This window comes from Lacibacter sediminis (assembly GCF_014168535.1).
Classification (GTDB): Bacteria; Bacteroidota; Bacteroidia; order Chitinophagales; family Chitinophagaceae; genus Lacibacter; species Lacibacter sediminis.
This window is the reverse complement of sequence record NZ_CP060007.1, coordinates 3,118,421-3,144,906: the sequence shown is the minus strand read 5'-3', so window position 1 is coordinate 3,144,906 and position 26,486 is coordinate 3,118,421. Positions and strand designations below refer to the sequence as shown.

Here is a 26,486-nt window from a genome sequence, read left to right as displayed (position 1 = left end):
CCTTCACAATACTGTAACACTTTACAACTGATGCATTCAGTTATCTTTGCCGTTTATGCATAATTGCAACACATACGCTTTTATCTTTCTCCCTGTTTGCCCTGTTGGTTCCTGCTAACCAATCGGGGATGGTCCTTTCTGTTATTTTCTTTTCTTAAACTTTAAATACATGCGTTATGAACAACGAATTGAACCCGGTGGTTCTTTGCGAAGAAGATTTTTCTAAACTGAAACAATTGGTAGCATTGCCCGGTTCTGCTAAACAGGGCGAGATGAGTCTTGCACATGAAATAGCAAGAGCTATTATTGTAAAGAATGATTCCTTTCCACCTAATACAATACGGATCGGATCAACAGTTTGTATTGAAGATGTGGAAACAAAAAAGACGCATGAGTTTACGATTGTAATGCCTTCTGCTGTCGACATCAAACGGAAATTTGTATCTATACTTTCGCCAATGGCTGCTGCCATTATTGGTTTTCGCCAGGGCGAAGAAGTGATATGGGAAATGCCCTCCGGTTTAAAACGTATTCTGATTAAGGAAGTGCAAACGCCTTTGCCCGCCTGAGAAGAGCAATGTATTAATTGACACAGGACTGAATGAAAGAAGAAACCCCTTGTTGAGTAAACAAGGGGTTTAAGTTATTTGTTGCGCTGAAAATTAAATATGAAAACAATTATACTTCTGCTGCTGTAATTTTTTCAGCACTGGTTTTCTTTCTTGTATGCTTTAAACGATCCGCAATTGTATTGAGTATTTCCGTTGCTGCATCGATCTCATCTTTCTTGTTCGAAATACTTTCAACATTAAAGCCAACCGGTATTTGTTTCTGTGCTGCGAATTCTAAGATTTCATCAGCGATCATGATCGATGTTTTTACCGATGTATTTAAAATATCTTTCGCATGTTTCAGATCATTGTACAACCACTTCGGCACTTCAATGCCCAGCCACTTCATAAATTCCAAAGTTTTGATGGAACCGCATGGGCTTAGTGTAAAGAAGATGGGTTGCAGTTCATAGCTGTTATCGATCGAATCGTAGTGATAATCGGAGAGGAGGTTCTTTGATTCGTACACGTTGTACACGCATTGCGATACAAAGAAGCTGCAGCCTTTTTCTGTTTTAGAAAAGATACGTTTGTGCTCGTCGCCTTTTTTGGAATGACGCTCCGGAATAGTAATACCACCCAGCAATAAATGCTGATGCTGATCCTTTCGCAGATCGTATGCATCGGTTAATGCAAAGTTTGTTTCAGCGATCTGTGCACTGGAAGATGCGCCAACAAACACAAAGTTTTCGAGATCGTTGTTTTTGCTGAGCCATTCATTGAAGGTTTCCTTTGTTTGGTTGGCAATACTTTTATAAATAATGCTGGGTGTTTTGATGCTGCTCAAATAATTCCGGAAATACTCTTCGGGTGGAACAGTCTGGATGAACGGAAATGTGCGTTGTTCGTTTGTACGGTGACTTTCATCCTGGATATCGTAAAGGATCAAGCCATCAATTGCAAGATCGTTGATGCGGTTGATCTGCTTTTCTGCAATGATCTGCAGTTTTTCTTTTTCGGTAGTGATCTTCGGCGGCGCAAAACTGTAAAGCAGTAATCCGTTTTCCCGGGCTTCTATTTTTTCCTTTAATGATTTCATTCGTTGTATAAACAGTTCAATTTAGTTATAAGAACGGTCAAAGGTAGGTGCAGACAAACAAACAATTGATAGGAAAATTCAAGAGCAGCTTTATTATAAGCTAATTTGGGTTTTGAAGGGGTTCATTGTCTGGTGCCCTCGTATAACGGATAAAAACGATGCACTTTATCAGACCATGCGTACCTACGGTACGCTCACGTTGCTGTTGTATTTGTCTACCCACCAGTTGCTCCTACGGAGCAGGGCTATTGTGTGCATTCATTTGTTGAGTAGGGTTGTATTCTGTTCCGTAGGAACAATTGCCGGGTAGAATGATGTTGTTGAATGATGTTTTCGTGCCGTAGGTACGATTGGTGAAGTGAAGATGAGATGTTGTTTGTTTTGTTGCATGTGTTGTTGGTCGGAGACGCAACAACGGCGGCAGGGTGCAAGTCTGTTCATACATAGATACATTGTTGGGCTTAGGTAATACCAACAACGGCAAAAGACCATGCATACCTACGGCACGCTTTCCTTGCTTTTGTATTTGTCTACCCACCAGTTGCTCCTACGGAGTAGGGCTATTATGTGCATTCATTTGTTGAGTAGGGTTGTATTCTGTTCCGTAGGAACAATTGCCGGGTAGAATGATGTTGTTGAATGATGTTTTCGTGCCGTAGGTACGATTGGTGAAATGAATGTGAGATGTTCTTTGTGTTGTTGTAAGTGTTGTTGATCGGGAGACACAACAACGGCGGCAGGGTGCAAGTCTGTTCATATGTACATTGTTGGGCTTAGGTAATACCAACAACGGCAAAAGACTCGCCGTATAACGAATTTTATACAGTGAGTTCAACGACTTGCCCTTCTTGAAAAAATTCCTTTGGATAACCTTTCAATTCTGTTGGTCGAAAAACGTAAATGTCAAATTGAGGGTCTTCCTCTTTTGAAAAGGGATACATCTCTAAATAGTGAAAGATTGGAATGCCATTTAATAACGAGCCTTCTTTTACAACAAGAGGCTCCTTAAAATTTAATTGTCGTGCTACGATAAATTGCCCACGATTGTGATGGTCGAATACTTTAAGAATTTTAAATTCTATAATCATAAGGATTTATCAATAGTTGTGGTTAAAATGAATGCTTTGGCGATCTGGTGGTGTTTTATACGTCGAGTCGGTTTCACCAGACTCGCCTGCGAATGAAGACCGTTATTTTGCCAGCAAGATTTTTAAAGCATTGTTAGTCGCATCTTCGTTCAGTCCAATTAACGGACTTGTTATGACACATCTGCTCTTAATAGCTACTGGCAAATCATTAAGCGAAAGGTCGTCGTCAATAATTACAAAATTATATTTGTGACCACCATTGTCAAACCACTCTTTAATTTCTGTTGCTCTGTTCAACATTGTTTCGATTGATTTTTTTTCGTTAAGTTTTGCAATTGAATTCGTCAAAATACCCCGTTGCCTAAAGATCTTTTTCCAAGTCTCGATGGAGTAATTAACTCTGTGAGTTGAGGTTAAAACAATGTCAGCTTCAGTTTCTATAATCAGACGCTGTAAGTTCGTCGCTGCATTGTCATTAAATTTCATAAAACCGTCTGCAAGAATTTCTGTCGCCCTCCAAGATGGGGTCGTTACCAAAACTCCGTCTATATCTAGTAAGATTATCATCTTTTTTTATAGTCGATTCTCCTGAGAGGGACTCGCCGTTATTGCTTCTTTTCTTTTCCATTATACGGCGAGTCGGTTTCACCAGACTCGCCTGCGAACGAAAGCTGATGTTGTACGCATCGTCAAGTGTCACCAAAACTTCCACCAACGCTTTTCCGTCTGTTGTTTAGCTAAGGCTCTTTGTTCTTCTTCTTTTTCTATATTAGCCACATCTTCTTCTGTGTAGAATTCACCATCGTCACCCTGCACCTTAGCTTTTAATGCCGAAGCAATCTGTATCATTTTGCGAATGGTCGGTGCATCGGGGTTCTTTGTGTCAACACTTCCCTTCCAATAAGAAAACCAAGGTCTTGAGTTTGCTTCTTGCTCTGTAGGATGAGCCTTCCACTCGCAATAGCCTATTACATTTTGATGCAAGGCTTCTGAACCAATTTTGATGTCATAACCATTCGTCAACTCCAGTTCTTTATCACTGTTTACATAAGTAAGCCATTCCTCTATTGAAATGTCCGAGGTTTCTGTGTCAGCCCAATGTTCCCGCCTTGTTATATGAAGTTCATAGCCCATTGACTTGTTAAAAGCTTGTGATGGTCAAATTTGCGTACAACACTAAATTATACGCCACTCCTCATAAAACCAAACTTCTCGTTAATCAACACAAAAAATCCCCTTGCTTCAACAAGGGGATTTCTATTTTCTTCTTTATCATTTTACGAACCGCAACTGATACAGCCATCTTCCATGCTGCAGGTTGGGCCATCTACTTGCGTAGGTTCAATGTCGGTTGTTGTTTGTGCTGCCTGTATTTTTTCTGTTGAAGGAATCACCGGGCTTATTTCATTGCTCGCCTGTTTCTCTACGGTAAACTGCACCGCTTGTGTGGCAGCTTGTGTGCGCAAATAATACATACCTGTTTTCAAACCTTTCTTCCAGGCGTGGAAATGCATCGAGGTGAGTTTGGAAGCCGTTGGATTATCAACAAACAAATTCAACGATTGTGATTGACAGATATATGCACCACGATCAGCAGCCATGTCAATGATATTGCGTTGCTTGATCTCCCAGACTGTTTTGTACAGTTCTTTGATATCAACAGGGATCTCCTCAATGTGCTGGATAGAACCATTGGCTGCAATGATCTTATTCTTCATGCTGTTGTTCCATAAACCAAGATTCACCAAATCTTTCAGCAAATGTTTGTTGACAATAATAAACTCACCACTTAATACACGACGTGTATAAATGTTGGAGGTGTATGGTTCAAAACATTCGTTGTTGCCAAAGATCTGTGATGTAGAAGCTGTAGGCATTGGCGCAACCAGCAACGAGTTACGTACACCAAATTGTTTTACTTCTTCTTTCAGTGTAGCCCAATCCCAACGGTCGGTTGGTGTGGTGCCCCACATATCAAACTGGAAAATACCTTTCGATACCGGTGAACCTGCAAAGGTTTCATAAGCACCTTGTTCTTTCGCCAGATCTTTACTTGCAGTCATTGCCGCAAAGTAGATGGTTTCAAAAATGTTTTTGTTCAACATTTTTGCGAGGTCACTTTCAAACGGCAAACGCAACAAGATGAATACATCAGCCAAACCCTGTACACCTAATCCAACAGGACGGTGTTTCATGTTTGATGTTCTTGCTTCTTCAACAGGATAATAATTGTTGTCGATGATCTTGTTGAGATTTTTGGTTACCTGGTAAGTAACCTCGTATAATTTCTCATGATCGAATTTGCCGTCAATTACAAAACGGGGGAGTGCCAGTGATGCCAGGTTACATACCGCCACTTCTTCCGGGCTGGTGAATTCCATGATCTCTGTGCACAGGTTGGAACTTTTAATGGTACCAAGGTTCTGTTGATTTGATTTGCTGTTGGCTGCATCTTTATACAGCATGTAAGGTGTGCCTGTTTCGATCTGCGATTGCAGAATAGCAAACCATAAGTCTTGCGCCTTGATGGTTTTTCTTGCACGACCTTCTGCTTCGTATTTGGTATAAAGTTTTTCAAATTCATCACCCCAGCAATCACTTAATCCCGGTGCTTCGTTTGGACAAAACAAACTCCATTCGCCATTTGCTTCCACACGTTTCATAAACAGATCACAGATCCACAGTGCGAAGAACAGATCTCTTGCACGCATTTCTTCTTTACCATGATTCTTACGCAGATCGAGGAATTCGAATACATCTGCATGCCATGGTTCCAGATAAATCGCAAATGCACCTTTACGCTTACCACCGCCTTGATCTACATAGCGTGCTGTATCATTAAATACTTTCAGCATCGGGATGATACCATTGCTGGTACCATTGGTGCCGCCGATATAACTACCTGTTGCACGGATATTATGAATAGCCAGACCAATACCACCTGCGCTTTGTGAAATTTTTGCTGTTTGTTTCAGCGTATCGTAAATACCATCAATGCTGTCTTCCTTCATCGTTAAAAGAAAACATGAACTCATTTGTGGTTTTGGTGTACCGGCGTTGAACAAAGTAGGAGTGGCATGCGTCATCCAACGTTCACTCATTAAGTGATAGGTTTTGATCACGCTCTCAATATCTTCTTTATGAATACCAACAGCCACACGCATGTACATGTGCTGCGGACGTTCTGCAATTTTTCCATCGATCTTTAAGAGATATGATTTTTCCAGTGTTTTAAAACCGAAATAATCAAATGCAAAATCACGATCGTAAATGATGGTGCTGTCTAACAGCTCCGCATTATCTTCAATGATCTTCATTACATCATCAGCAATCAACGGTAATTTTTTACCTGTTGCTTTATCAACATAGTTGTAGAGGTTTCGCATGGTTTGCGAGAAACTCTTGATCGTATTCTTGTGCAGGTTGCTCACGGCAATGCGTGATGCAAGAATTGCATAATCAGGATGTGTAATGGTGAGTGATGCTGCAGTTTCTGCTGCGAGGTTATCGAGGTCGGTTGTTGCAACGCCTTCGTAAATACCTTCAATTGTTTTCTTGGCAACATCAATAGGGTTCACCATTGGACTGAGGCTGTAACTCAACTTCTCGATCCTCGCTGTAACCTTATCGAATTTTACTGATTCTGTTTTGCCGTTTCTTTTTACTACAAACATAATGGGGTGTAAGTTTTATGATTTGCTATAATGTAATTTGGTAATTAGTGAGTAGTCAGTGGTGAGCTGCGTACCCAGTTTAATAGTATTCTATTTGTTCGGCACCACTCACGACTCACCATTCACCACTCACAGTTCTTAAAAATCTTCTTCCGTTGAAAACATCTGCGATTCTTTATTGCCCATCACACCGGCTTTCTGGTAATCGCCTACACGCTTCTCAAAGAAATTTGTTTTGCCCTGCAGGGAGATCATTTCCATAAAGTCGAATGGATTGCTGGCATTGTACACTTTTGCACAACCCAGTTCTGCTAACCAACGATCAGCCACAAACTCAATGTATTGCTGCATCAGTTTTGCATTCATACCAATCAAGGCAACAGGCAACGCTTCCGTGATGAATTCTTTTTCAATCTCCACAGCATCAGTAATGATGGCTCTTACTTCTGCTTCAGTAAGTTTGTTTTGCAACATGCTGTAGAGTAAGCAGGCAAATTCGCAATGCAAACCTTCATCGCGACTGATCAATTCGTTGCTGAATGTTAAACCCGGCATCAAGCCACGTTTCTTCATCCAGAAAATAGAACAGAAACTACCGCTGAAGAAAATACCTTCTACTGCAGCAAAGGCAACCAGACGCTCCGCAAAACTTCCGTTCTCGATCCAACGCAGGGCCCATTCTGCTTTTTTCTTTACAGCAGGAACGGTATCAATCGCATGAAACAGTTTATGTTTTTCCTGCGGGTCTTTAATATAAGTATCGATCAACAGTGCATAGGTTTCGCTGTGGATGTTTTCCATCATGATCTGGAAACCATAAAAACATCTTGCTTCGGGCAACTGCACTTCGCTCATGAAATTCACCGCCAGGTTCTCGTTCACGATACCATCACTTGCTGCAAAAAAGGCGAGTACATGGGAAATAAAATGACGTTCGCCACTGTTGAGGTTTTCCCAATCTTTCAGATCGCCGCTCAGGTCAATTTCTTCAGCTGTCCAGAAGCTTGCCTCGTGCTGCTTATAATGTTTCCATATTTCAGGATAATTAATTGGTAGAATTACAAAACGGTCTTTGTTTTCCTTTAACAGGATTTCTTCTTCTTGCTTCATTTTTCTTCTTTTACGTGTTGACTACCGGGGACAAGTATAGTGCTGAAAGAGTGAGTCACTTTAGAGGTGACGAAAACGATCAGTACAAATGCTTTTCTCCCGAAAGCGTTGTGACTAAATTTTCCAACCGGCAGGTCTTCTGACTTGTTCGCTGCTGAGCACCTTCCCATTTCGCCTGAAGCGGAACAGTGGTATGTAGAGTCAACAGGTGAGTGGTGAGTTGTGAATGGTGAATAGTGTTTCCGCTGAGGAAGCATTCACCATTGACTATTCAGCATTCACTGAAAGAACTTACAGCTACGGGGATAGTTCAGGATTTACACCTGATTCCCTTTTAATGCAATGCGCTGAAGCGTATTGTCAACCGAGACGGACTGTAAAATAAACCCCAATCGGTTGAATAAGCAGAAGTTGTTATTCACGTTATGTTGAAAAAAAAGAAAAAGAATTGTTGGCCGGAAACAGGTTGAACGAAAACCCGCATCTGCACTTAGTTTCACGCAAATTGCAGGTATAATAAGGTACCTGCACTGATCGCCATGATTGCCAAAGCAATAAAACCAACGATATTTTCTGTGCGGTTGTTTACATTCTCACCCATAATTTCTTTGTTGTTGGAAATGTGCAGAATAATCGCAATGAGCACAGGTGCCGTAATACCATAGAGAATGGCCGTGTAGATCAACGCTTTTACAGGCGATATTCCTACATAGTTGAGCGATAAACCAAGGATAAGCGATATTGCAATGATGATGTAAAAAGCTTTTGCTTCGTGAAACTTCTTATCAAGCCCTTCTTCCCAGCCAAATGTTTCAGTGATGATGTAAGAGATCGAACCACTCAACACCGGAATAGCGATCAACCCAGTGCCAATAACACCAATGGAGAAAAGCAGGTAGGCTAAATCTCCGGCCAAAGGTTTTAATGCACTGGCGGCTTGTTCAACGGTATCGATCTGGTGAATACCTTCTTTAAACAAAACAGTACCGGTGGTAAGAATAATGAAGTACATCACAAAACCGGAGAAACTCATGCCCAGGTCTACATCCCTGTTCATAGCATGTACCAGTCTTTTATCAACAACCAGGTGTTTTTTCCTGTGTTTCATTTCTTCTACTTCAACAGAAGCTTGCCAGAAAAACAAATAGGGTGAAATGGTGGTGCCGAGTATGCCCACAAGAATCGCAATAAAATCTTTATCGAATTTGATGGTAGGAATAAAAGTCGATTTTAAGATTTCTCCGAAGTCCTGCTTATATAAAAACGGAACAATAAAATAAACAAGCATGACAATGCAGAGATATTTTAAAGCAGCCGCAATTTTTTGATAGGGCAGGTAAATGATCAAAACCAATAGAATGATGGTAAACAGAACGCTGAAATAAGTTGCATCAACCGCAGGAAACAACAGGTTGCCGACGGCACCCATGCCTGCAATATCGGCACCAATATTCATCACAATTGCCGGAAAACTGAACAGCAGCATTACATACAACACAGGTTTGGGATAATGTTTCTTTAGGGTACCTGTTAATCCCTGCGATGTAACCAAACCAATGCGTGCGCACATTTGCTGTATAATGGCCATGAGTGGAAATGCAACGATCGAAGTCCAGAGAGTAGATAAGCCATAAGCAGCACCCGCCTGCGAATAGGTTGCAATACCTGAAGGATCATCGTCGCTTGCGCCTGTCACTAATCCCGGGCCAAGCTTTTTCCACAACCCTACCAGCTTTTGCGAAGAACTTTTTTTATGATGCATGAAATAAACAATTGAGATAGACACGTAAAAGATACGATAAGAACTGGTGCACTTCACTGATTGTGCTCACACAACAGATTGTTCTTCGTTACTATACTGCAATGAATGATAAGAAAAGTTATTTTTGAAAATACCGTTATAAAATTATGGCAGCAAAACAACCCGGTTTAAAGAAAGCGCTTTCGGCAGTTCACTTATGGGCCATTGCTGTGGGATTGGTTATTTCAGGCGAATACTTTGGCTGGAATTACGGATGGGGAGTAGCAGGCACCATGGGCATGCTCATTGCGACACTTGCAGTAACGGTGATGTACATCACATTTATCTTCAGCTTTACGGAGCTTACAACAAGTATTCCTAATGCAGGTGGTCCGTTTACCTATGCACATAAAGCACTTGGCCCGATTGGTGGATTGATCGCCGGGTATGCCAGCTTGATCGAATTTTTATTTGCCACACCGGCCATTGCCTATGCATTGGGCAGCTACATTCATTTTCTATATCCATCCATGAATGTGATGTACACCGCCATTGGTTGTTATGTTGTGTTTACAGCCATCAATATGCTGGGCATTAAAGAATCGGCACTGTTTACATTGCTGGTCACCTTGCTCGCAGTGATCGAGCTGTTGGTGTTTATGGGAATAGTAGCACCGCATTTTCAGTTGAAGAATTTTATGCAGGATAGTTTGCCTTTTGGCTGGAAAGGCGTGTTTGCGGCATTGCCGTTTGCTATCTGGTTGTATTTGGCGATTGAAGGAGTGGCAATGGTGGCGGAAGAAACAAAAGACCCAAAGCGAACAATTCCTAAAGGGTATATTTCAGGTATTGTAACATTGGTATTACTGGCATTGGGTGTAATGATCTTAACAGGAGGCATTACCGATTGGAAAAACTTAACGAATATTGATTATCCCTTACCCGAAGCCGTAGGTATTGCGTTAGGAAGAGATAGTGAGCTCACCAAACTATTCGCCGGTATTGGTCTGTTTGGATTGATTGCTTCTTTTCACAGTATTATTCTTACGTATTCACGACAATTGTTTTCATTGGCAAGAGAAGAGTACTTACCTAAAGGGTTGGCGAAACTGAATCCACGTTTTCAAACACCACACAGGGCTTTAATTGTTGGGGGTATCATCGGTATCATTGCCATTGTTTCAGGCAAAACAAATGAACTCATCATTTTTTCTGTACTTGGCGCTATTGTGATGTACATCATCAGCATGGTGAGTTTATTTGTGCTGCGGAAGAAAGAACCTTTACTTGAGCGACCGTTCAAAGCTCCGTTATACCCTTACTTTCCTGTTATTGCTTTGTTGTTGGCAACGATATGTCTTGTTGCCATTGTTTATTATAATCCCTTGCTCAGTATTATCTTTTTTGCATCGTTAGCGCTGCTCCTGATACTGTTTGTAACTTTAGGTAAACACAAACAACTAACTGCAGGCAATAATCAGTAGATGGCGTATCGCTCCACCATACGAAGTTTTACTTATGTGTTTGATGATTTGAAAACATTGTTGGCCAAAGCAACGCCTTACCGCAGCGGTGACGCATTGGCCGGGTTAACAGCATCAACGTATGAAGAACGTATTGCAGCACAAATTGCATTGGCAGATATTCCTTTAAAAACATTTTTGAATGAAGCAGTGATTCCTTACGAAACAGATGCTGTTACCCGACTGATCATTGATTCACATGATGCAAACAACTTTGCAGCCATTGCCCATTTTACCGTAGGTGAGCTGCGTGACTGGTTGTTGAGTGATGAAGCAGATACAAAACTCCTGCAACAACTGGCATTTGCGTTTACGCCGGAGATGATCGCTGCTGTTTGTAAGCTGATGCGTAACCAGGACTTAATTGCAGTGGCACAGAAATGTGAAGTGGTAACAGGTTTCCGGAATACGATTGGATTAAAGGGACGATTATCAACGAGGCTGCAACCTAATCACCCAACCGATGATGTAAAAGGTATTGCAGCCAGTATGGTGGATGGATTGTTGTATGGCAGCGGCGATGCTGTGATCGGTATTAATCCAGCAACTGATAGTCCGGCAGCAGTGGAAACATTATTGCACATGCTTAACGATGTGATCAATAAATTCAATATACCCACACAGAGCTGTGTGTTGAGTCATGTTACCACTACGTTGCAACTCATTCAACGCAACGCACCTGTTGATCTGGTTTTTCAATCGATTGGCGGAACAGAAAAAACAAATCACAGCTTTGGCGTTTCACTTGCCTTATTGGATGAAGTGTATGCAGCAGCAAAAAGTCTGCAAAGAGGAACTGTTGGTAACAATGTGATGTATTTTGAAACAGGGCAGGGGTCTTCTTTATCAGCTAATGCACACGAAGGCGTTGATCTGCAAACATGCGAAGCAAGAGCTTATGCTGTTGCACGCAACTACAAACCGCATTTGGTGAATTCTGTTGTTGGATTTATTGGTCCGGAATATTTGTATGATGGCAAGCAGATCATTCGTGCAGCATTGGAAGATCATTTCTGTGGAAAGTTATTGGGATTGCCAATGGGAGTGGACATTTGTTACACCAATCATGCAGCAGCCGATCAGGATGATATGGATACACTGCTCACGTTACTTGGTGTAGCCGGTTGCAATTTTATTATGGGTGTGCCGGGTGCTGATGATATTATGCTCAACTATCAATCCACTTCTTTTCATGATGCATTGTATGTACGCAAAGTGCTTAATAAAAAACCTTCGCCTGAATTTGAAGCGTGGTTAATACAGCAGGGCATATTGGATGATGCAGGAAACAGGTTAACGATCGATGCCAATCATTATTTGTTGAAGAACATATAACATGGATATTCAAAAACAGAAAACTGTTGAAGAAGATGCATGGCATCCGTTAAAACAATTTACGGCTGCAAGGATCGCATTGGGACGAACTGGTAATGCTATTCCGTTAAAAGAGCTGCTCAAATTCAGACTTGCACATGCACATGCAAGAGATGCTGTGTATGCACGTTTGCATTCGCAGGAATTGGTACAGCAGTTACAGCAATTCAATCTGCCGGTTTATTCCTTGCACAGCAAAGCTAAAGACAGGAATGAATATTTGCTTCATCCTGATCTTGGCCGCCAGTTGAATGATGCATCTGTTCAGCTCCTGCAAAACAGAAGTGCTTCTTTTGATATTGTATTGATCCTGGCAGATGGTTTGTCAGCAACGGCTGTTAATCATCATGCAGTGCCTTTGTTGCAATTGCTGATCCCTTTGTTACAAGAATCGAATTTTTCGATTGCCATCACAACTGCACAACAGGCAAGAGTTGCTGTTGGCGATACCACTGGTTCATTGATGCATGCAAAGCTGTCGTTGGTATTGATCGGTGAACGGCCAGGTTTATCCGCTGCTGATAGTATGGGTGCTTACTTAACCTATAATCCGACTGTTGGATTAACAGATGAAAGCAGGAATTGTATTTCCAATATCCGGCCTGAAGGAATGGACTATGCAAAAGCTGCAGCAAAAATTCATTACCTCATTACTGCATCGTTTCGTTTGCAGTATAGCGGAGTGTTGTTGAAAGATGAGGAGCTGGATATTCTTGAAGAAAAGAAGAAAGAATAATGGTTAACCTGAATTTTTACCGCAGAGAAAAGAGAATAGAAGTTAACGCAGAGTGTACACTCTGCGCATGTCTTAGCGTTCTCTATTCTCTGCGGCGGAAAAAGATAGCTAACTTATAATAAATTGTTGCAGCCTATACATTTATAGCACGGTCTCTCGCTATCACTTTCCATGTTGTTACGGCTTCGTTGTTTTCAATAACAACTGCTTTATCATACAACGCAACGGTAGGACAAATATGAACAGGCACGCCGTATAACACATCACCCACTTTGAATGATTTACTATCTGCTACTTTCAACACCAGGTGTTCTTCACTTTGTGAAAAGGGAGTGGCATCTGAGGCATTTAAAAAATGAACACGTGGAAATGGATTTTCAGCAGCAACAGATTTATGTCCGAGATCGGTGGTGATGGTTTGCCCATCAACAATAGAAATTACTCTTGTAAGAACAAGCGCTGCATAATCAAACGGCTCATCAGGCACCTGGTGCTTGTAACCCCAATCCCAATAAACAAATGTGCCGGGACTGCATTCAACATTTCGTCTAAGATGTGTTGGAAAACTTGGGGAGCCACCTGCAACAATGGTTATTGGTTTGTTGGTAAGCTTTTCGATTTGTGTTGCCAACGTAAGCACTTCATCAAATGCTGCATTGCTTTTTTGCTGACGTTGTTGCAGATCAGTATCCCGTAAATGTCCATCGTATGCATGCAATCCTTTGAATTGAATACCGGGCAAGCTGATCAACTGCTCAGCTAAAACAAATGCGTCTGCCGGTTTAATCCCACTTCTGTTCATGCCTGTGTTGAGATCGATATAGACGTTGATCAGTTTATTGGCAGCAGAAAACAGATCTGCTAATGCTCTTGCTGTTTCAATATTATCTGTCACACATCCGAATGTAGTTTGCGGATATTGCTGCACTAGTGCTAATAACCTTTTTGCTTTTGGCCCTACAGGCTGATAAGCCAGCAGCACATCTTTTGCTTTCAACATCGCCAGCATTTCTGCTTCTGCAATAGTGGCGCATTTGAACTTGGTAATACCTGCAGTCATCATCATCGCACATACTTCTGCAGTCTTGTTTGTTTTTACATGCGGACGAAGCAGGTTCACATCTTTGATCATCTCCACTGCACGATTGATATTTTGTTGCACACGTTCTTTGTAAAGCAGCAAGGCAGGAGAGTCGATCGTATCGATATTTTTTATGTTATACCAATTCATAGTAAAAAGGTTGAGGGATTTAAAACTACTTGATTGTGGTAATACATCCAAATGGACGGTTTTGGCATTACATCAAGTAACAGCCTCCATTGGTCAAACTAATTAGCAGGCGGCTGAATGCTTTCTCAACTTTACACTGTTCATCTATCTACATCATTTTTAAATTAATAGTTATGAAAGCAAAACAGTTATTCGTTATGGTATTCCTGGTTGCGGCCAGCTCCTTTATTTATTCTTTCGTTACACCGATGGGCGGGGAGGGGTTCGAAATTTATGTTGATAATAAACTGGTGCTGCAGCAGTTTAACCAGGAGATGAAACAGCTGAAGAATATCCAGCTCACGGAAGCTCAGAGCAAAAGCGAACTGAAGGTGAAATATTATCATTGCGGTATGGCTGGCAAAAGCCGCATATTGGAACTGAAAAATTCAGATCAAAAAACAGTAAAGCGTTGGGAGTTTGATAACAGCGAAGGAAAAAACTTTGCTATCACGGTAGCAGTAAAAGAGATCCTTGATTCACAGGAGAAGCTCGGTAACGGCACCATCTATCTTTATTACAGTTCTAAAGAAGCACCACAGGGTCGCTTGCTGGCAGGGATAGTACAAGCGAATAAAAATTCGGTGACGGGTAAGTAATGTTGAACAGAATTTAATTGAACTGCATGAGGTGAACAAATCGTTCACCTCATGCAATTATTTGCGTTACAGTTTTCATTTCTCACTTGTGTCAGATTTCAATCAAACGGATTCCTGAAAATTTATTTATTCGCCGCATGTGATGATCTGAAAGTTAAATGACGATACTGCTTTAAAATCAATAGGTAAATAGTTTTAGCGAATACTTACGTTATTTCAATTAGAAGTACTGATAAAGCGGTAGCCAACACCGGCTTCAGTCAATAAATAAAGCGGTCGGTTGGGATCTTCTTCGATCTTCTTTCTGATCTGCGCAATAAATACACGAAGGTATTGCGATTGATTGATATAGCCCGGCCCCCAAATGGCACGTAGTAAGTATTGATGTGTAAGCACTTTGCCTTCGTTGCGGATGAGCAATGCCAACAGGTTGTATTCTGTTGCAGTAAGTTTCAACAACTGATCATTTTTCCAGACAGATCTTGTTGAAAGATCAACACTCAGATCACCGAATGAGATGGTTGTTTCACCTTCATCGGTATTGATGGTTCGTAATGCAGAACGGATACGGGCCAGCAATTCACCTGTGCGAAATGGTTTAGATAAATAATCATTTGCGCCGTTATCCAATGCTTTGATAATATCCGATTCATTTTTTTGCACCGATAGAATAATAATGGGATTTGTGTACCACTGTCTGAGTTTTTGCAATACGTTGTGACCACTTTCATCAGGTAAACCAAGATCAAGCAATATCAATTCCGGGGGATGATTTTCAGCCATGATCAAACCTTCTTTTGCTGAAGCAGCCGTTTTTGACAAATAGCCATTGCTCTGCAAGGTAATTTCAAGCAGCTTCCTCATCTGGGGTTCATCGTCGATAATTAATATTTCTGATTTGTTCATGCTTTAATGGTTTCAAATCGATTTGATCGTACAGGAAACGATATCGTAAATTTTGCGCCACCCAATGAAGATTTTTCCAATTCCACATTACCCGCAAGCGCTTCCGTAAACCCTTTTACAATGGATAGACCAAGACCTGAGCCTGCTGTTTTGCTTTTACTGTCTCTTGAAAATTTGTTGAGTATATCGTTGGCTTCAGTATCAATGAATGTATTGCCACTGTCTTCAATGATGATTTGCAGGATGTCTGCATGACATACCGCTGATATGGTGATACTGCAAGTGTCGGGTGTGTGTATCGCTGCATTACTTAAAAGGTTATATAATACCTGTTCGAGCATGCCTTTGTCGATACTGCAAAAAGGAAGTCCGGGTTTAATGCTGATGTTTATTTTCCTGTTCTTATGATTCTCTTCAACCGAGTGTACAACCTGGTAAATTAATTCTTCTACATCGCACCAATCGTATTTCGGTTGTATATGGCCCGATTCTAAACGGGAGATGTTGAGCAGGTTTTCTACTTGCTGGTTTAACCGGAAAGCTCCTTTTGCAATTTCAGCAATGAGTTGCTCATGGTTTTCTTTCGTAAGATGGGGGTTGGTCTGCAAATTATCAGTAGCACCAATGATCGCAGCAATAGGTGTTCTTAATTCATGCGATAATGAATTGAGAATGGTGTTGTAAAGCTTCACGCTGTTTGCTTTCTCTTCTTTCAGACGTGCATCTTTTTCGATCTGCCTTATTTTATAAGTAAGTACTGCATTGATCAATGCGATCACGAAGTACATGGCAAGGAGAATACTGTCTTCTGTTGTGTCAATATGAATGGTAAAACGTGGTGGTATAAAAAAGAAATCCCAGATAAGGGCACTCAATGCTGCTGAGAATAAAACAGGGAATACATCAAAGATCATCGCCAGCAGCGAAACTGTTACCAACAGCACCAATGCTGCCACCCTGTAACCCATAAAATCAGAAAAGAGGAAACAGAATGCTGCAACAACAACAATAACAGCAATGCTTAACAAGTATTGTTTTGACTTTGTGAGATTATTGAACAGCAGTTTATTCATGTGTTCATTGATATTTTTTTGTCACATCGTATTCGCCGATTAACACCTCGGTTGGCTTCAACCTTTGGTGTGGCTCATTTCGTTTTATGAAATTCAGATCAAATGTAATATGCAGTTTATTTCCCAGAAGATAGCATGCATTTAAACCGTATAAAGATTTTATAAGGATTTTGGCCGGTTTTCGTTTCCGCTGATTACCCAACCTACTTTTGATCTTCAAAATTAAATGATAAATGTCATCGCATAACAAGGTAAGTCTTGCAGGTCTTTTGATTGCACTGGGTATTATTTTCGGCGACATTGGTACTTCACCACTTTATGTTTTAAACGCCATCACAAGCGGCAAAACGATTACAGAGGAACTGATCATTGGTTCGCTATCGTTGATTATCTGGACGCTTACACTGCAAACAACGGTGAAATATGTTATTCTTACGTTGCGTGCAGATAACAAAGGTGAAGGTGGTATCTTTTCTTTGTTTGCACTTGTGCGCCGCAGAAGAAAATGGTTGGTGATACCGGCAATGATCGGTGGTGCTGCATTGCTTGCTGATGGTATGATCACGCCGCCTATTTCAGTAACATCGGCCATTGAGGGGTTGAAACAAATTCCTGCATTTCATGATATCAGCCAATGGACGGTGATCATCATTGTGATCTGTATTCTTTCGGTGCTTTTCTTTTTGCAGCAGTTTGGAACAGCTTTTATTGGAAGATCATTCGGACCTGTTATGGCAGTATGGTTTGTAATGCTTGCTGCTCTTGGATTTGCCCAGCTAGTGCAAGACCTGTCGATACTCAAAGCGTTTAATCCTTATTACGGTATTAAGCTGTTGATCGCTTACCCTAAAGGGTTTTACATTTTAGGTGGTGTGTTTTTGTGTACCACAGGTGCAGAAGCATTGTATTCCGACCTTGGGCATTGCGGCAAATGGAACATCCGTTATTCATGGATATTTGTAAAAACCTGTTTGATCATTAATTACCTGGGGCAGGGAGCATGGTTACTGCTGAATCATCATGGTGAGTTGATCAGCTCGTCACTGATCGAAGAAGGGTTTAATCCGTTTTACGGTATCATGCCGCATTGGTTTATTTACTTCGGTATAACGATTGCCACTGCTGCCACCATCATCGCCAGCCAGGCATTAATATCCGGATCGTTCACGCTTGTGAGTGAAGCTATGCGGCTCAATCTTTTCCCGAAATTTAAGATCAATTATCCCACGGAGGCAAAAGGACAACTGTATATACCTGCTGTAAATCTTTTATTGTTTACAGGTTGTATTGGTATTGTCCTGTTCTTTAAAAAAGCTTCAAATATGGAAGCAGCATACGGTCTTGCCATTACAGTTACCATGATCGCTACATCGGTGCTGTTTGCAAACTATCTTGTTACAAGACGTACCAAACCCGGCTTCATCTATTTATACCTGGCTGTTTATTTTGCCATTGAGTTCAGTTTCTTCTATGCAAATCTGGAGAAGTTTCCGCATGGGGGTTATGTTACATTGCTGGTGGGAGGGCTGTTGTTCTTTGTAATGTACGATTGGTTCAGAGCAAGAAAGATCAAGAACCGATACATCGAATTTGTACGTCTTGATCATTACATACAAAAGCTACAGGAATTAAGTAACGATGTTACAGTGCCTAAATATGCAACACATCTTATTTATCTCACCAGTGCTGATAACCCCAAGGAGATTGAGCATAAGATCATTTATTCCATCATGAACCGAAAGCCCAAACGGGCCGATATCTACTGGTTTATTCATGTTGATACGGTTGATGACCCATATACAACGGAATACAGTGTTACGCATATCATTCCCAATGATATTATCAGGATCGAATTTCGTTTAGGATTCAGGGTTCAGACTCGTATTGACAGTATGTTCAGGAAAGTAGTGGAAGACCTGGTGAAAAACCGTGAAGTGAACGTAACGAGCCGTTATGTTAGCCTTGAACGAAACCATATAGCCGGTGATGTGCAATTCATTGTTATGGAAAAGTATTTAAGCCAGGATAATGAATTGCCTTTCTGGGAAAGGATTCTGATGAAGTTCCATTTCTGGTTAAAGGAAATTTCACTTTCCGAAGAAAGAGGATTTGGATTAGATCCGAGTAATGTAACAGTAGAAAAGTTTCCGTTGATCGTTGCACCGGTAAGTAATCTTCGGTTAAAACGAGTGGAAGAGTATGAGGGATAAACGAAACAATATTGTTTCTGTGTTGATCGTGCTGTTTTTCTGGATCATAGCGTTGGCAATACTATATCTCGTGGTTCAAAAAATTATTCACCTCATGCCAAAAGTCAGTTCTTAGTTGCAGTCGTTATATAACTTTCGCAATTCCAGCTCTCTTTTGATTGCTTGTCTTTAAATAATCAAGGCTTCATCAAATTATATTTTTGATGAAGCCTTGATTTAACTAAGTATCAGTTCCAACCGCCGCCCAACGCTTTGTAAATATTTACTTTGGCATCAAGTTGTTTCAGCTTGATCTCGATCAGATCAATTTTCGATTCCAATGCTTCACGTTGTGTTAACAGTACTTCTATATAATCTGCCCTTGCGGAACGGAACAGGTTGTTTGAAATAGTGATCGACTGAGTGAGGATGTCCACTTCCTTCGCTTTTGTTTCATAGCTCTTCGTGAAATTATCCATTCTTGAAAGCTGATTCACCACTTCAATATGCGCATTTAAAATAGAACGCTCATAATTGTAAACAGCCTGTATCTGCTTTTCATTGGCGTTAAAGTAAGTGGTTTTAATTGCATTCTTATTAATGAGTGGTGCAACCAGGTCGCCAGCTAAATTATACAGTATCGATTCTGGTGTGATCAAATACACCGGATTGAATGCCTGCAAGCCAACACCGGCTGTAAGACTGAATGAAGGATAGAAATTCGCTTTCGCTACCTGCACATCTAATTTTGCTGCTGCAAGTTCTAATTCAGCTTGCCGAATATCCGGACGATAGGATAGCAGTTGAGATGGAATGCCTGCAAAGATCGGATCAAGTACAAGGTTATTAAATGCTGCAGAGTTGCGTACAACAGGTTGCGGAAAACGTCCCGCCAAAAAATTGATCCTATTCTCTGTTTCAATGATCTTCTGTTGAATTTCGTATTGCAGATTTTTTGTATTGAGCAATTGAGCTTCAAACCTGTTAACTGCTAACTGTGTAACCTTCGCTGCATCTTTCTCCAGTTTCACCACCTGCAGGGCATTGCTTTGCAGCTCAATATTCTGTTGAATAATAGCCAGCAGATTATCAAGTGCCATCAACTCATAATAAGAGCTGGCTATTTCAGCAATGATATTCGTGACCATAAAGTTTTTTCCTTCAATGGTTGATAAATACTTTACCACCGCTGCTTTTTTTGCAGTACGTAATTTCTTCCACACATCCAGCTCCCATGTAAAATAAGTGCCGATCATAAAATCACCAACGTACGGATGCCCCTTTTCGGGTCTTGTTTTCCAGTCTTCTTCAGATAAGCCATCCCAAGTGTATTTACCTGCTCTTTCAGCTGCTGCGCCGCCTTTCAAATGAAGGAAGGGCAGGTATTCTCCCTTCCTCGCCATGATCTCATTCTTACTCATTTCAATTTCACGCAGCGTGATATTCAACTCCTGGTTATTAATGAGCGCTGTATCGATCAATGCAAGAAGGTTTGGATCGGTAAAATATTGTTTCCATTTTATCTGTGCCGAGTTGGTTGTATCCTGTGAGTTACTGTAAGCCGCAGGAGTATGCTTGTTTTCCTGTTTACTGCTCACAGCAGGAACTTTACAGGCACCAAGCCATACGATGCAGATAAATAGTGCAAGATGTTTAGCTGTTATTTTCATTTTCATCTTCTTTTTTATTTCTGATTCGTTTGATAATTTTTTTGATTCGTTTGCTCAACGCAGCATCAGAGCCACCTTCAACAAAATCTTCACTCAACGGATTTTCATCTTCATCTCTAATGAGATGTCTGCCTTCAGACAGTTTACCGAATATGAAGTAAAGACCCGGTACAATGATGACACCGAAAACTGTTCCGAACAACATACCACCCAATGCAGATGCACCAATGGTATGGTTACCAACAGCACCTGGTCCTGTAGCAAGTACCAAAGGAATCAAACCCGCAATAAATGCAAACGAGGTCATTAAGATGGGACGGAAACGGGCTTTTGCACCTTCAATGGCTGCATCCAGAACAGTAGCGCCTTTGTTGTGTTTCTGCACAGCAAACTCAACGATCAACACTGCATTCTTTCCAAGCAAACCAACCAACATGATCAGCCCAACCTGTGCATACACATCATTCGCTAAGCCCATACTTTTTAACAACAGGAACGAACCGAATATACCCGGCGGAAGAGAAAGCAACACTGCAAACGGCAACAGAAAACTTTCATATTGTGCAGCCAGAATCAAATACACAAAGAAGAGTACGACAAGGAATAAATACAACGCTTCGTTTCCTCTTCTTGCTTCATCATACGAAAGACCTTCCCATGCAATGTCATAACCACGTGGTAATTTTTGTGCAGCTACTTCTTTAATGGCTCTGATGGCATCGCCTGATGAATAACCCTTAGCAGGTATACCATTAATTAAAGAGGAGATGTATAAGTTATAACGTGCAATTTCATTTGGCCCCTGTGTCTTTTTTATTTTCATGAAAGCAGAGTAGGGAACCATTTCACCATGATCATTCTTAATAAACATGTTGAGAATGTCTGATGGCTGCTTCCTGAATTCAGGACCGGCTTGCGTATACACTTTGTAATAGTTATTGAAACGGATAAAGCCCTGCTCGTAAGTACTGCCGATCATGATGTTGAGGTTTTCCATTGCATCACCAACAGAAACACCTTTCTGCATCGCTAATTCATTATCAACTATAATTTCATATTGCGGATACTTCGCTGAGTAAAAAGAAAATAATCCATTCAGCTCTTTTCTTTTTTTCAGTTCTGCTAAAAACTCTGCATTCACACGGTCGAATTCCTGGTAATCTACATCACTGCCTTTATCTAATAAACGCAAGGAGAAACCATCCGATGTACCATAACCCGGAACAGCAGGTGGTTCAAAATATTCGATGTTGGCCGGAAGGTCTTTGGATTCTTTTTCCAACTCTTCGATCACTTCTTTTACAGATTGCTTTCGTTCCGACCAATCTTTTAAATTGATCAAACAAGTACCTGCATTTGATCCACGTCCTTCAGTAAGAATTTCATAACCTGCAAGCGAAGTAACTGATGCAACGCCTTCGATCTTCCTGGCAATGAACTGAAGCTTTCTTGATATTTCATTGGTACGTTCAAGCGTTGTACCTGGTGGTGTTTGAATGATGGCATAGATCTGTCCCTGGTCTTCACTGGGAATAAATCCTGCAGGTAACACTTTGTTTACACCAGCTATACCAAACGCAAATGCAATTAAAACTCCGAACGTAATCACTCTTCTGTTTACGATCAGCGTAAGGAATTTGGTGTACTTACCGGTAACACGTTCGAAGGTTCTGTTAAACCAATCGAGAAACATACTGATCGGCGTTTTCCTTTTTGGTTTACCGTGCGTGTTCTTCAGTAAGATGGCACATAACACAGGTGTAAGTGTAAGCGCTACAAAACCGGAAATGAAAATGGCACTTGCCATTGTCAATGAAAACTGGCGATAGAGAACACCAACAGGTCCCGTCATAAATGCAACAGGAACAAATACCGAGATCATTACTAATGTGATGGCAATGATGGCACCACTGATCTCCCGTATCACTTTCTTCACTGCAGCGAAAGGAGAGAGGTTTTCTTCTTCCATCTTCACATGCACCGCTTCCACTACCACAATGGCATCATCCACCACCACACCAATGGCAAGTACTAATGCAAATAAGGTGATGAGGTTGATACTTAGCCCAAAGAACTTCATTAAGGTAAATGCACCGATGAGTGATACTGGTACTGCAAGAATGGGGATGAATGTAGATCGCCAATCGCCAAGGAAAATAAACACCACAATGGCTACCAGAATAAATGCTTCAACCAGTGTGTGCAATACTTTCTCAATTGATGCGTCCACAAATTTTGATACATCGTAGTTGATCTCGTAATCAATACCTGGAGGAAAATCTTTTTTTAATTCCTGCAGTTTTGCTTTTACTTCTTCAATTACAATACTCGCATTACTGCCGGGATTTTGCTTGAGTACAAGTGATGCTGAAGGATGCCCGTCTTTGTTTGAGTAGATATCAACAAATTCACTTCCAACTTCAACTTCAGCAATATCTTTCAGCTTTAGTAATTCGCCATTGGAATTGGCTTTGATAATGATATCCTGGTATTGCTCAGGTGTATTGTACCAGCCTTTGTAGGTAAACACATATTCCTGCGATTGCGCCGTTTTTCCGGAACTCAAACCAACCCGTCCGGGTCTTGCCAATACACTTTGCTCATCAATTGCTTTCAATACTTCATCAGCAGAAATACTGTAAGCTCTCATTCGTTCCGGATTCAGCCATACACGTATGGCAAACGAACGACTTCCGATTGCCTGTGCAAAGCCCATCCCTTTAATCCGTTGCAGTTCGGGAAGGATATACGTATTGGCATAGTTGAATAGAAATTTTTCATCCACATTTTTTTCCTTGCTGTACAGGTTCAGGTACATCAACATACTTGGTTGTAACGGAGAGATGATCACACCTTCACGTTGTACCAACGGAGGTAAGTTGGTCATCACCTGGTCAACCCTTGATTTTACTCTTACTGCCGCAAGAGTTGGATCGGTGCCCGGTTCAAAGATTACTTCAATGGTTGCTTCACTTGCACTGGTAGCATCACTCAAAATATATTGCATACCCTGTACACCATTGATTGCACGTTCGAGGATTGTAAGTGTTGATTTCACCAATACGTCTGCATTCGATCCGGGAAACTCAATAAAGATGTTTACCCTTGGTGGAGCTATTTCCGGAAACTGTGCAACCGGTGATGTTTTAATTGCCAACAATCCCATGAAAACGATCACGACAGATAAGGCAATAGCAAGAACCGGTCTTTTTATAAACTTGTTAAACATTGTAATATAGTTTTTTGGTTCCTGCCTTACTCGGCGTGTAAATTGTTTAACTCAGCTAATTCTTTTGCAAAAGGAACAAAATCATAGGTGATCTTCTCGTTGTTCTTCACCTTACCTAAACCTTCTGCAAGAATTTTATCTGTTGCCCTAAGCCCCGAAGCAACGATATATAAGTGTGGTAATTCCTGTGCGATGGTGATCTGTCTTGCCTTCAGTACATTGTTTTCATCAACGATGTACACAAACTTTTTATCCAGCACATCGAAGGTTGCTTTTTGCGGAATGAGTACAGCATTTTTTAGATTAACAGGCATCATAATGTTTCCTGTTTCACCGTGGCGAAGAATTCCTTTTGGATTTTGGAATGTTGCTCTGAAAGCGATGTTGCCTGTTTCATTATTAAAATCAGCTTCAATGGTTTCAACAACACCAGGTAACTCAAACAATTCTTTGTTGGCCATTTGCAGTTGCACTTTTTGTGCGCTTGCTGATTTTGCTTTCTGAATATAGTCGAGGTATTCGGCTTCAGGTACATTAAAGTATACCCACATCCTGCTGTTGTCAGAAAGTGTAGTGAGCAATTCGCCTTCGTCGATGAGGCTTCCTAAACGTTTCTGAAAACGATCCATGATACCATCAAACGGTGCACGTATTTCTGTAAAACCTAAATGTGCCTGTGCTAAGGCCAGCTCTGCTTTTGCTTTATCCAGCTTTGCTTTGGCAAGCGCAAGTTCATTGGGCGATACAACATTGTTATCGGAAAGACTTTTGGTGTTCTTGTATTCAATTTCAGCAAACTCCATTTCGGCTTTTGCTTTTGCTACTTCTGCCTGGTAAATAATGGGCATGATCTTGAACAGCAGGGTACCTTTCTTTACAAACTGTCCCTCATCTACAAAGATCTTTTCGAGATAACCTCTTTCCTGCGAACGTATTTCAATATGACTCGAAGACTGAACCTGACCAACATATTCTTTGTAAACGATCGTATCACGTTCAATAGGGCTGGTGACTAAGAATTTTGTTTCTGCTTCTTTTTCTTCCGTTTTGTGTTTGCAGGATGAAAAAATAAATACAGTTGCCACAATGGCGAGAATAAATATCCTCTTCATTAAATTTCGTTTTAAGATTGGTAAATAAATAAAACAGAACATTCATTAAGCATATATGAATGCTCCAATGCAATGATGGCTATATGGAATGATCCATATACTGCAAACGTTTGGCTGTTACCGAAAATTTAAGAGAGGTGGCTCTTCCAGGAATGGTAGAGAATAAAAAAAGGAATGGATGGCCGCTTGCTGACAGAGGATGTCAGTTGCAGGTAACGGCTTTTTAAACCGGTAGCATATGCTAATTCATCTGATGAATGCGTCTTACTAAACTGGGTCCTGTAATCATCAACGGAGATCTTTCTGTTGTTGTGTTCATCATCTTCTTCAACAAATTCCATTTCCCATTCCAGCGGGTTTGGCTGGAAGGGCAGATGATATGAAAGCTGTGCGTTCGAAAAGATGCGTTGTGAATGAAGATGGGAACCGTTTTCTTTTGTTGTGTTTGCTGCCAGTTGTGTGTAAGCAAATGCAGAAAACTGTTGCAACGAAAAGGCGAATACAAAAAGCAGGAACAGACAGTATTTAAACGCTGCCTTTACTGACAAATAAAGTTGGTTGGTGAATTTTATGTTCGTGCTTTTTCCCTGCATTCAGTTGGCGAAAGTACAAACAGATCGCTACATCTTAAAAAAGTAGAAAAAATTAACATGATAACGGGCGTTAGGGGAGGGCACTATGTCTGTTCACCTGAAAGGTGACTTTACATGCATGCGGTCACTTTATCAAATAATGTGTTGTCAACATAATGCCATAGATCCAAAAGTTGTAAAGGACTGTATAACCCAATCCGTAAAGCATACTGCTCATTAGCTTCCCTTTGCATTTATTTGAATTTTTGAAAACAAGTCGTAATGCCCTGAAAAATATCCAGTATAGCATAGCAGCAAATGCTAATATCATGGCCCAAACAATTGCACTGAAAAACCAAATAAAAACTATAAGAAATATCGAAAACAAAAGCCAGGCAATAATTCCGAAGATAATACCTGCAATTCCTTCGTCAGCGTCAAGCATGTCACCTGACAATTCCATGCCGGATAGGTCGGGTATATTGTCAATTTTTATTTTGTCTGTAATTTTTCCAAGGTCATCTTTTAGTTTAATTCCTTTGTATAGGCCAATAGTCAGGAATAAGAAAAAAGCAATCGATAGAATGCTTGTTGACAAAATAGAATTTTCAAATAATGTTCTGTGCTCGCCAAGTCCCCAAAACCAAATGCTGAAAATTGTTAATGCTGAAACAGGTATTGTTATCAGGAGAATGCTCTTACTCGTGACAAGTATTCTTTTGGCTGCTTTTGTTTCATTTTGATGCATAATTGTTGTTTCCTATTCTACTTTTTGGTTAGTGGTTGCTGCCTTCACCAACTAAAAGTTGTGAATTTATTTCGGTTGGTGGAGGCACCAACTTGTAAGAAAATGCTTCTCGATTTAAACAAGTAAATTAGGATTTTTATTATTCCAAAGCTTCTTGAGAATATCTTGATTTTCGGGATTTTCTAAGAAATAGTCAATCGCTTCCTTTGCTCTACGGTCTAG

At 40.8% G+C, this 26,486-nt stretch carries 23 protein-coding genes and 1 riboswitch; of the genes, 6 read left to right on the top strand and 17 right to left on the bottom strand.

Features of this window, described 5'->3' with window-relative positions:
* The first annotated feature begins 176 nt into the window (after window positions 1-176).
* Complete coding sequence (locus H4075_RS13355) at window positions 177-569, top strand: GreA/GreB family elongation factor (protein WP_182801335.1); 393 nt, start codon at window positions 177-179, stop codon at window positions 567-569.
* A gap of 109 nt (window positions 570-678) precedes the next feature.
* Here the strand turns inward: H4075_RS13355 and H4075_RS13350 are convergent, their stop codons facing one another.
* The 9 genes from H4075_RS13350 to H4075_RS13310 all read right to left on the bottom strand — a co-directional run bounded on the left by H4075_RS13350 (window position 679) and on the right by H4075_RS13310 (window position 9,284).
* Entirely contained in the window at window positions 679-1,650 is a 972-nt protein-coding gene (locus tag H4075_RS13350) for a methylenetetrahydrofolate reductase (protein ID WP_182801334.1), read from the bottom strand.
* A 232-nt stretch (window positions 1,651-1,882) separates the two neighbouring features.
* Window positions 1,883-2,188, bottom strand: a complete 306-nt coding sequence (locus H4075_RS13345) for a hypothetical protein (protein ID WP_182801333.1) — start codon at window positions 2,186-2,188, stop codon at window positions 1,883-1,885.
* Window positions 2,189-2,197: 9 nt separating this feature from the next.
* Window positions 2,198-2,407 (bottom strand): hypothetical protein, encoded by a 210-nt coding sequence (locus tag H4075_RS13340; protein WP_182801332.1) that lies wholly within the window; start codon window positions 2,405-2,407, stop codon window positions 2,198-2,200.
* A gap of 61 nt (window positions 2,408-2,468) precedes the next feature.
* A complete protein-coding gene (locus tag H4075_RS13335; protein ID WP_182801331.1) occupies window positions 2,469-2,738 on the bottom strand; it encodes a hypothetical protein in 270 nt (89 codons plus the stop codon).
* 102 nt (window positions 2,739-2,840) lie between these two features.
* A complete protein-coding gene (locus H4075_RS13330; RefSeq protein WP_182801330.1) occupies window positions 2,841-3,305 on the bottom strand; it encodes an HAD domain-containing protein in 465 nt (154 codons plus the stop codon).
* A gap of 129 nt (window positions 3,306-3,434) precedes the next feature.
* Window positions 3,435-3,872 (bottom strand): hypothetical protein, encoded by a 438-nt coding sequence (locus H4075_RS13325; RefSeq protein WP_182801329.1) that lies wholly within the window; start codon window positions 3,870-3,872, stop codon window positions 3,435-3,437.
* Window positions 3,873-4,015: 143 nt separating this feature from the next.
* Window positions 4,016-6,412 (bottom strand): ribonucleoside-diphosphate reductase subunit alpha, encoded by a 2,397-nt coding sequence (locus H4075_RS13320; protein WP_182801328.1) that lies wholly within the window; start codon window positions 6,410-6,412, stop codon window positions 4,016-4,018.
* 138 nt (window positions 6,413-6,550) lie between these two features.
* The gene (locus H4075_RS13315; protein WP_182801327.1) at window positions 6,551-7,522 is read right to left on the bottom strand and encodes a ribonucleoside-diphosphate reductase small subunit; all 972 of its coding nucleotides are present in this window, start codon (window positions 7,520-7,522) and stop codon (window positions 6,551-6,553) included.
* 112 nt (window positions 7,523-7,634) lie between these two features.
* A riboswitch (cobalamin riboswitch) is annotated at window positions 7,635-7,906 on the bottom strand.
* A gap of 112 nt (window positions 7,907-8,018) precedes the next feature.
* On the bottom strand, window positions 8,019-9,284 hold the full coding sequence (locus H4075_RS13310; protein WP_182801326.1) for an NRAMP family divalent metal transporter: 1,266 nt from the start codon (window positions 9,282-9,284) through the stop codon (window positions 8,019-8,021).
* A gap of 146 nt (window positions 9,285-9,430) precedes the next feature.
* Between H4075_RS13310 and eat the strand changes: the two genes are divergently transcribed.
* From eat to eutC, 3 genes are read left to right on the top strand one after another with little or no spacing between them, the layout of a single operon-like run.
* A complete protein-coding gene (eat, locus tag H4075_RS13305) occupies window positions 9,431-10,747 on the top strand; it encodes an ethanolamine permease (RefSeq protein ID WP_182801325.1) in 1,317 nt (438 codons plus the stop codon).
* Complete coding sequence (locus H4075_RS13300) at window positions 10,748-12,121, top strand: ethanolamine ammonia-lyase subunit EutB (protein ID WP_182801324.1); 1,374 nt, start codon at window positions 10,748-10,750, stop codon at window positions 12,119-12,121.
* 1 nt (window position 12,122) lies between these two features.
* Window positions 12,123-12,896, top strand: a complete 774-nt coding sequence (gene eutC / locus H4075_RS13295; protein WP_182801323.1) for an ethanolamine ammonia-lyase subunit EutC — start codon at window positions 12,123-12,125, stop codon at window positions 12,894-12,896.
* Between the two features lie 133 nt (window positions 12,897-13,029).
* On the opposite strand, the gene H4075_RS13290 is transcribed toward eutC, so the two are convergent.
* Entirely contained in the window at window positions 13,030-14,127 is a 1,098-nt protein-coding gene (locus tag H4075_RS13290) for a D-TA family PLP-dependent enzyme (protein ID WP_182801322.1), read from the bottom strand.
* Window positions 14,128-14,300: 173 nt separating this feature from the next.
* On the opposite strand from H4075_RS13290, the gene H4075_RS13285 reads away from it, so the two are divergent.
* Window positions 14,301-14,765 (top strand): hypothetical protein, encoded by a 465-nt coding sequence (locus H4075_RS13285; protein WP_182801321.1) that lies wholly within the window; start codon window positions 14,301-14,303, stop codon window positions 14,763-14,765.
* Between the two features lie 216 nt (window positions 14,766-14,981).
* Here the strand turns inward: H4075_RS13285 and H4075_RS13280 are convergent, their stop codons facing one another.
* Together H4075_RS13280 and H4075_RS13275 are read right to left on the bottom strand one after the other, a co-directional pair.
* Window positions 14,982-15,671: a response regulator gene (locus H4075_RS13280; RefSeq protein WP_182801320.1), complete on the bottom strand. Its 690-nt coding sequence runs from the start codon at window positions 15,669-15,671 to the stop codon at window positions 14,982-14,984.
* Entirely contained in the window at window positions 15,668-16,744 is a 1,077-nt protein-coding gene (locus H4075_RS13275) for a sensor histidine kinase (RefSeq protein WP_182801319.1), read from the bottom strand. Before H4075_RS13275 ends, H4075_RS13280 begins: the two co-directional genes overlap by 4 nt.
* A 233-nt stretch (window positions 16,745-16,977) precedes the next feature.
* Between H4075_RS13275 and H4075_RS13270 the strand changes: the two genes are divergently transcribed.
* Window positions 16,978-18,954: a KUP/HAK/KT family potassium transporter gene (locus tag H4075_RS13270; RefSeq protein WP_182801318.1), complete on the top strand. Its 1,977-nt coding sequence runs from the start codon at window positions 16,978-16,980 to the stop codon at window positions 18,952-18,954.
* 227 nt (window positions 18,955-19,181) lie between these two features.
* On the opposite strand, the gene H4075_RS13265 is transcribed toward H4075_RS13270, so the two are convergent.
* The 5 genes from H4075_RS13265 to H4075_RS13245 all read right to left on the bottom strand — a co-directional run bounded on the left by H4075_RS13265 (window position 19,182) and on the right by H4075_RS13245 (window position 26,264).
* A complete protein-coding gene (locus tag H4075_RS13265) occupies window positions 19,182-20,609 on the bottom strand; it encodes a TolC family protein (protein WP_220494758.1) in 1,428 nt (475 codons plus the stop codon).
* On the bottom strand, window positions 20,587-23,832 hold the full coding sequence (locus H4075_RS13260) for an efflux RND transporter permease subunit (protein WP_182801317.1): 3,246 nt from the start codon (window positions 23,830-23,832) through the stop codon (window positions 20,587-20,589). Before H4075_RS13260 ends, H4075_RS13265 begins: the two co-directional genes overlap by 23 nt.
* A 26-nt stretch (window positions 23,833-23,858) precedes the next feature.
* Complete coding sequence (locus H4075_RS13255) at window positions 23,859-24,944, bottom strand: efflux RND transporter periplasmic adaptor subunit (protein WP_182801316.1); 1,086 nt, start codon at window positions 24,942-24,944, stop codon at window positions 23,859-23,861.
* Between the two features lie 128 nt (window positions 24,945-25,072).
* On the bottom strand, window positions 25,073-25,492 hold the full coding sequence (locus H4075_RS13250) for a hypothetical protein (RefSeq protein WP_182801315.1): 420 nt from the start codon (window positions 25,490-25,492) through the stop codon (window positions 25,073-25,075).
* A 169-nt stretch (window positions 25,493-25,661) separates the two neighbouring features.
* The gene (locus tag H4075_RS13245; RefSeq protein WP_182801314.1) at window positions 25,662-26,264 is read right to left on the bottom strand and encodes a hypothetical protein; all 603 of its coding nucleotides are present in this window, start codon (window positions 26,262-26,264) and stop codon (window positions 25,662-25,664) included.
* Between the last annotated feature and the right edge of the window lie 222 nt (window positions 26,265-26,486).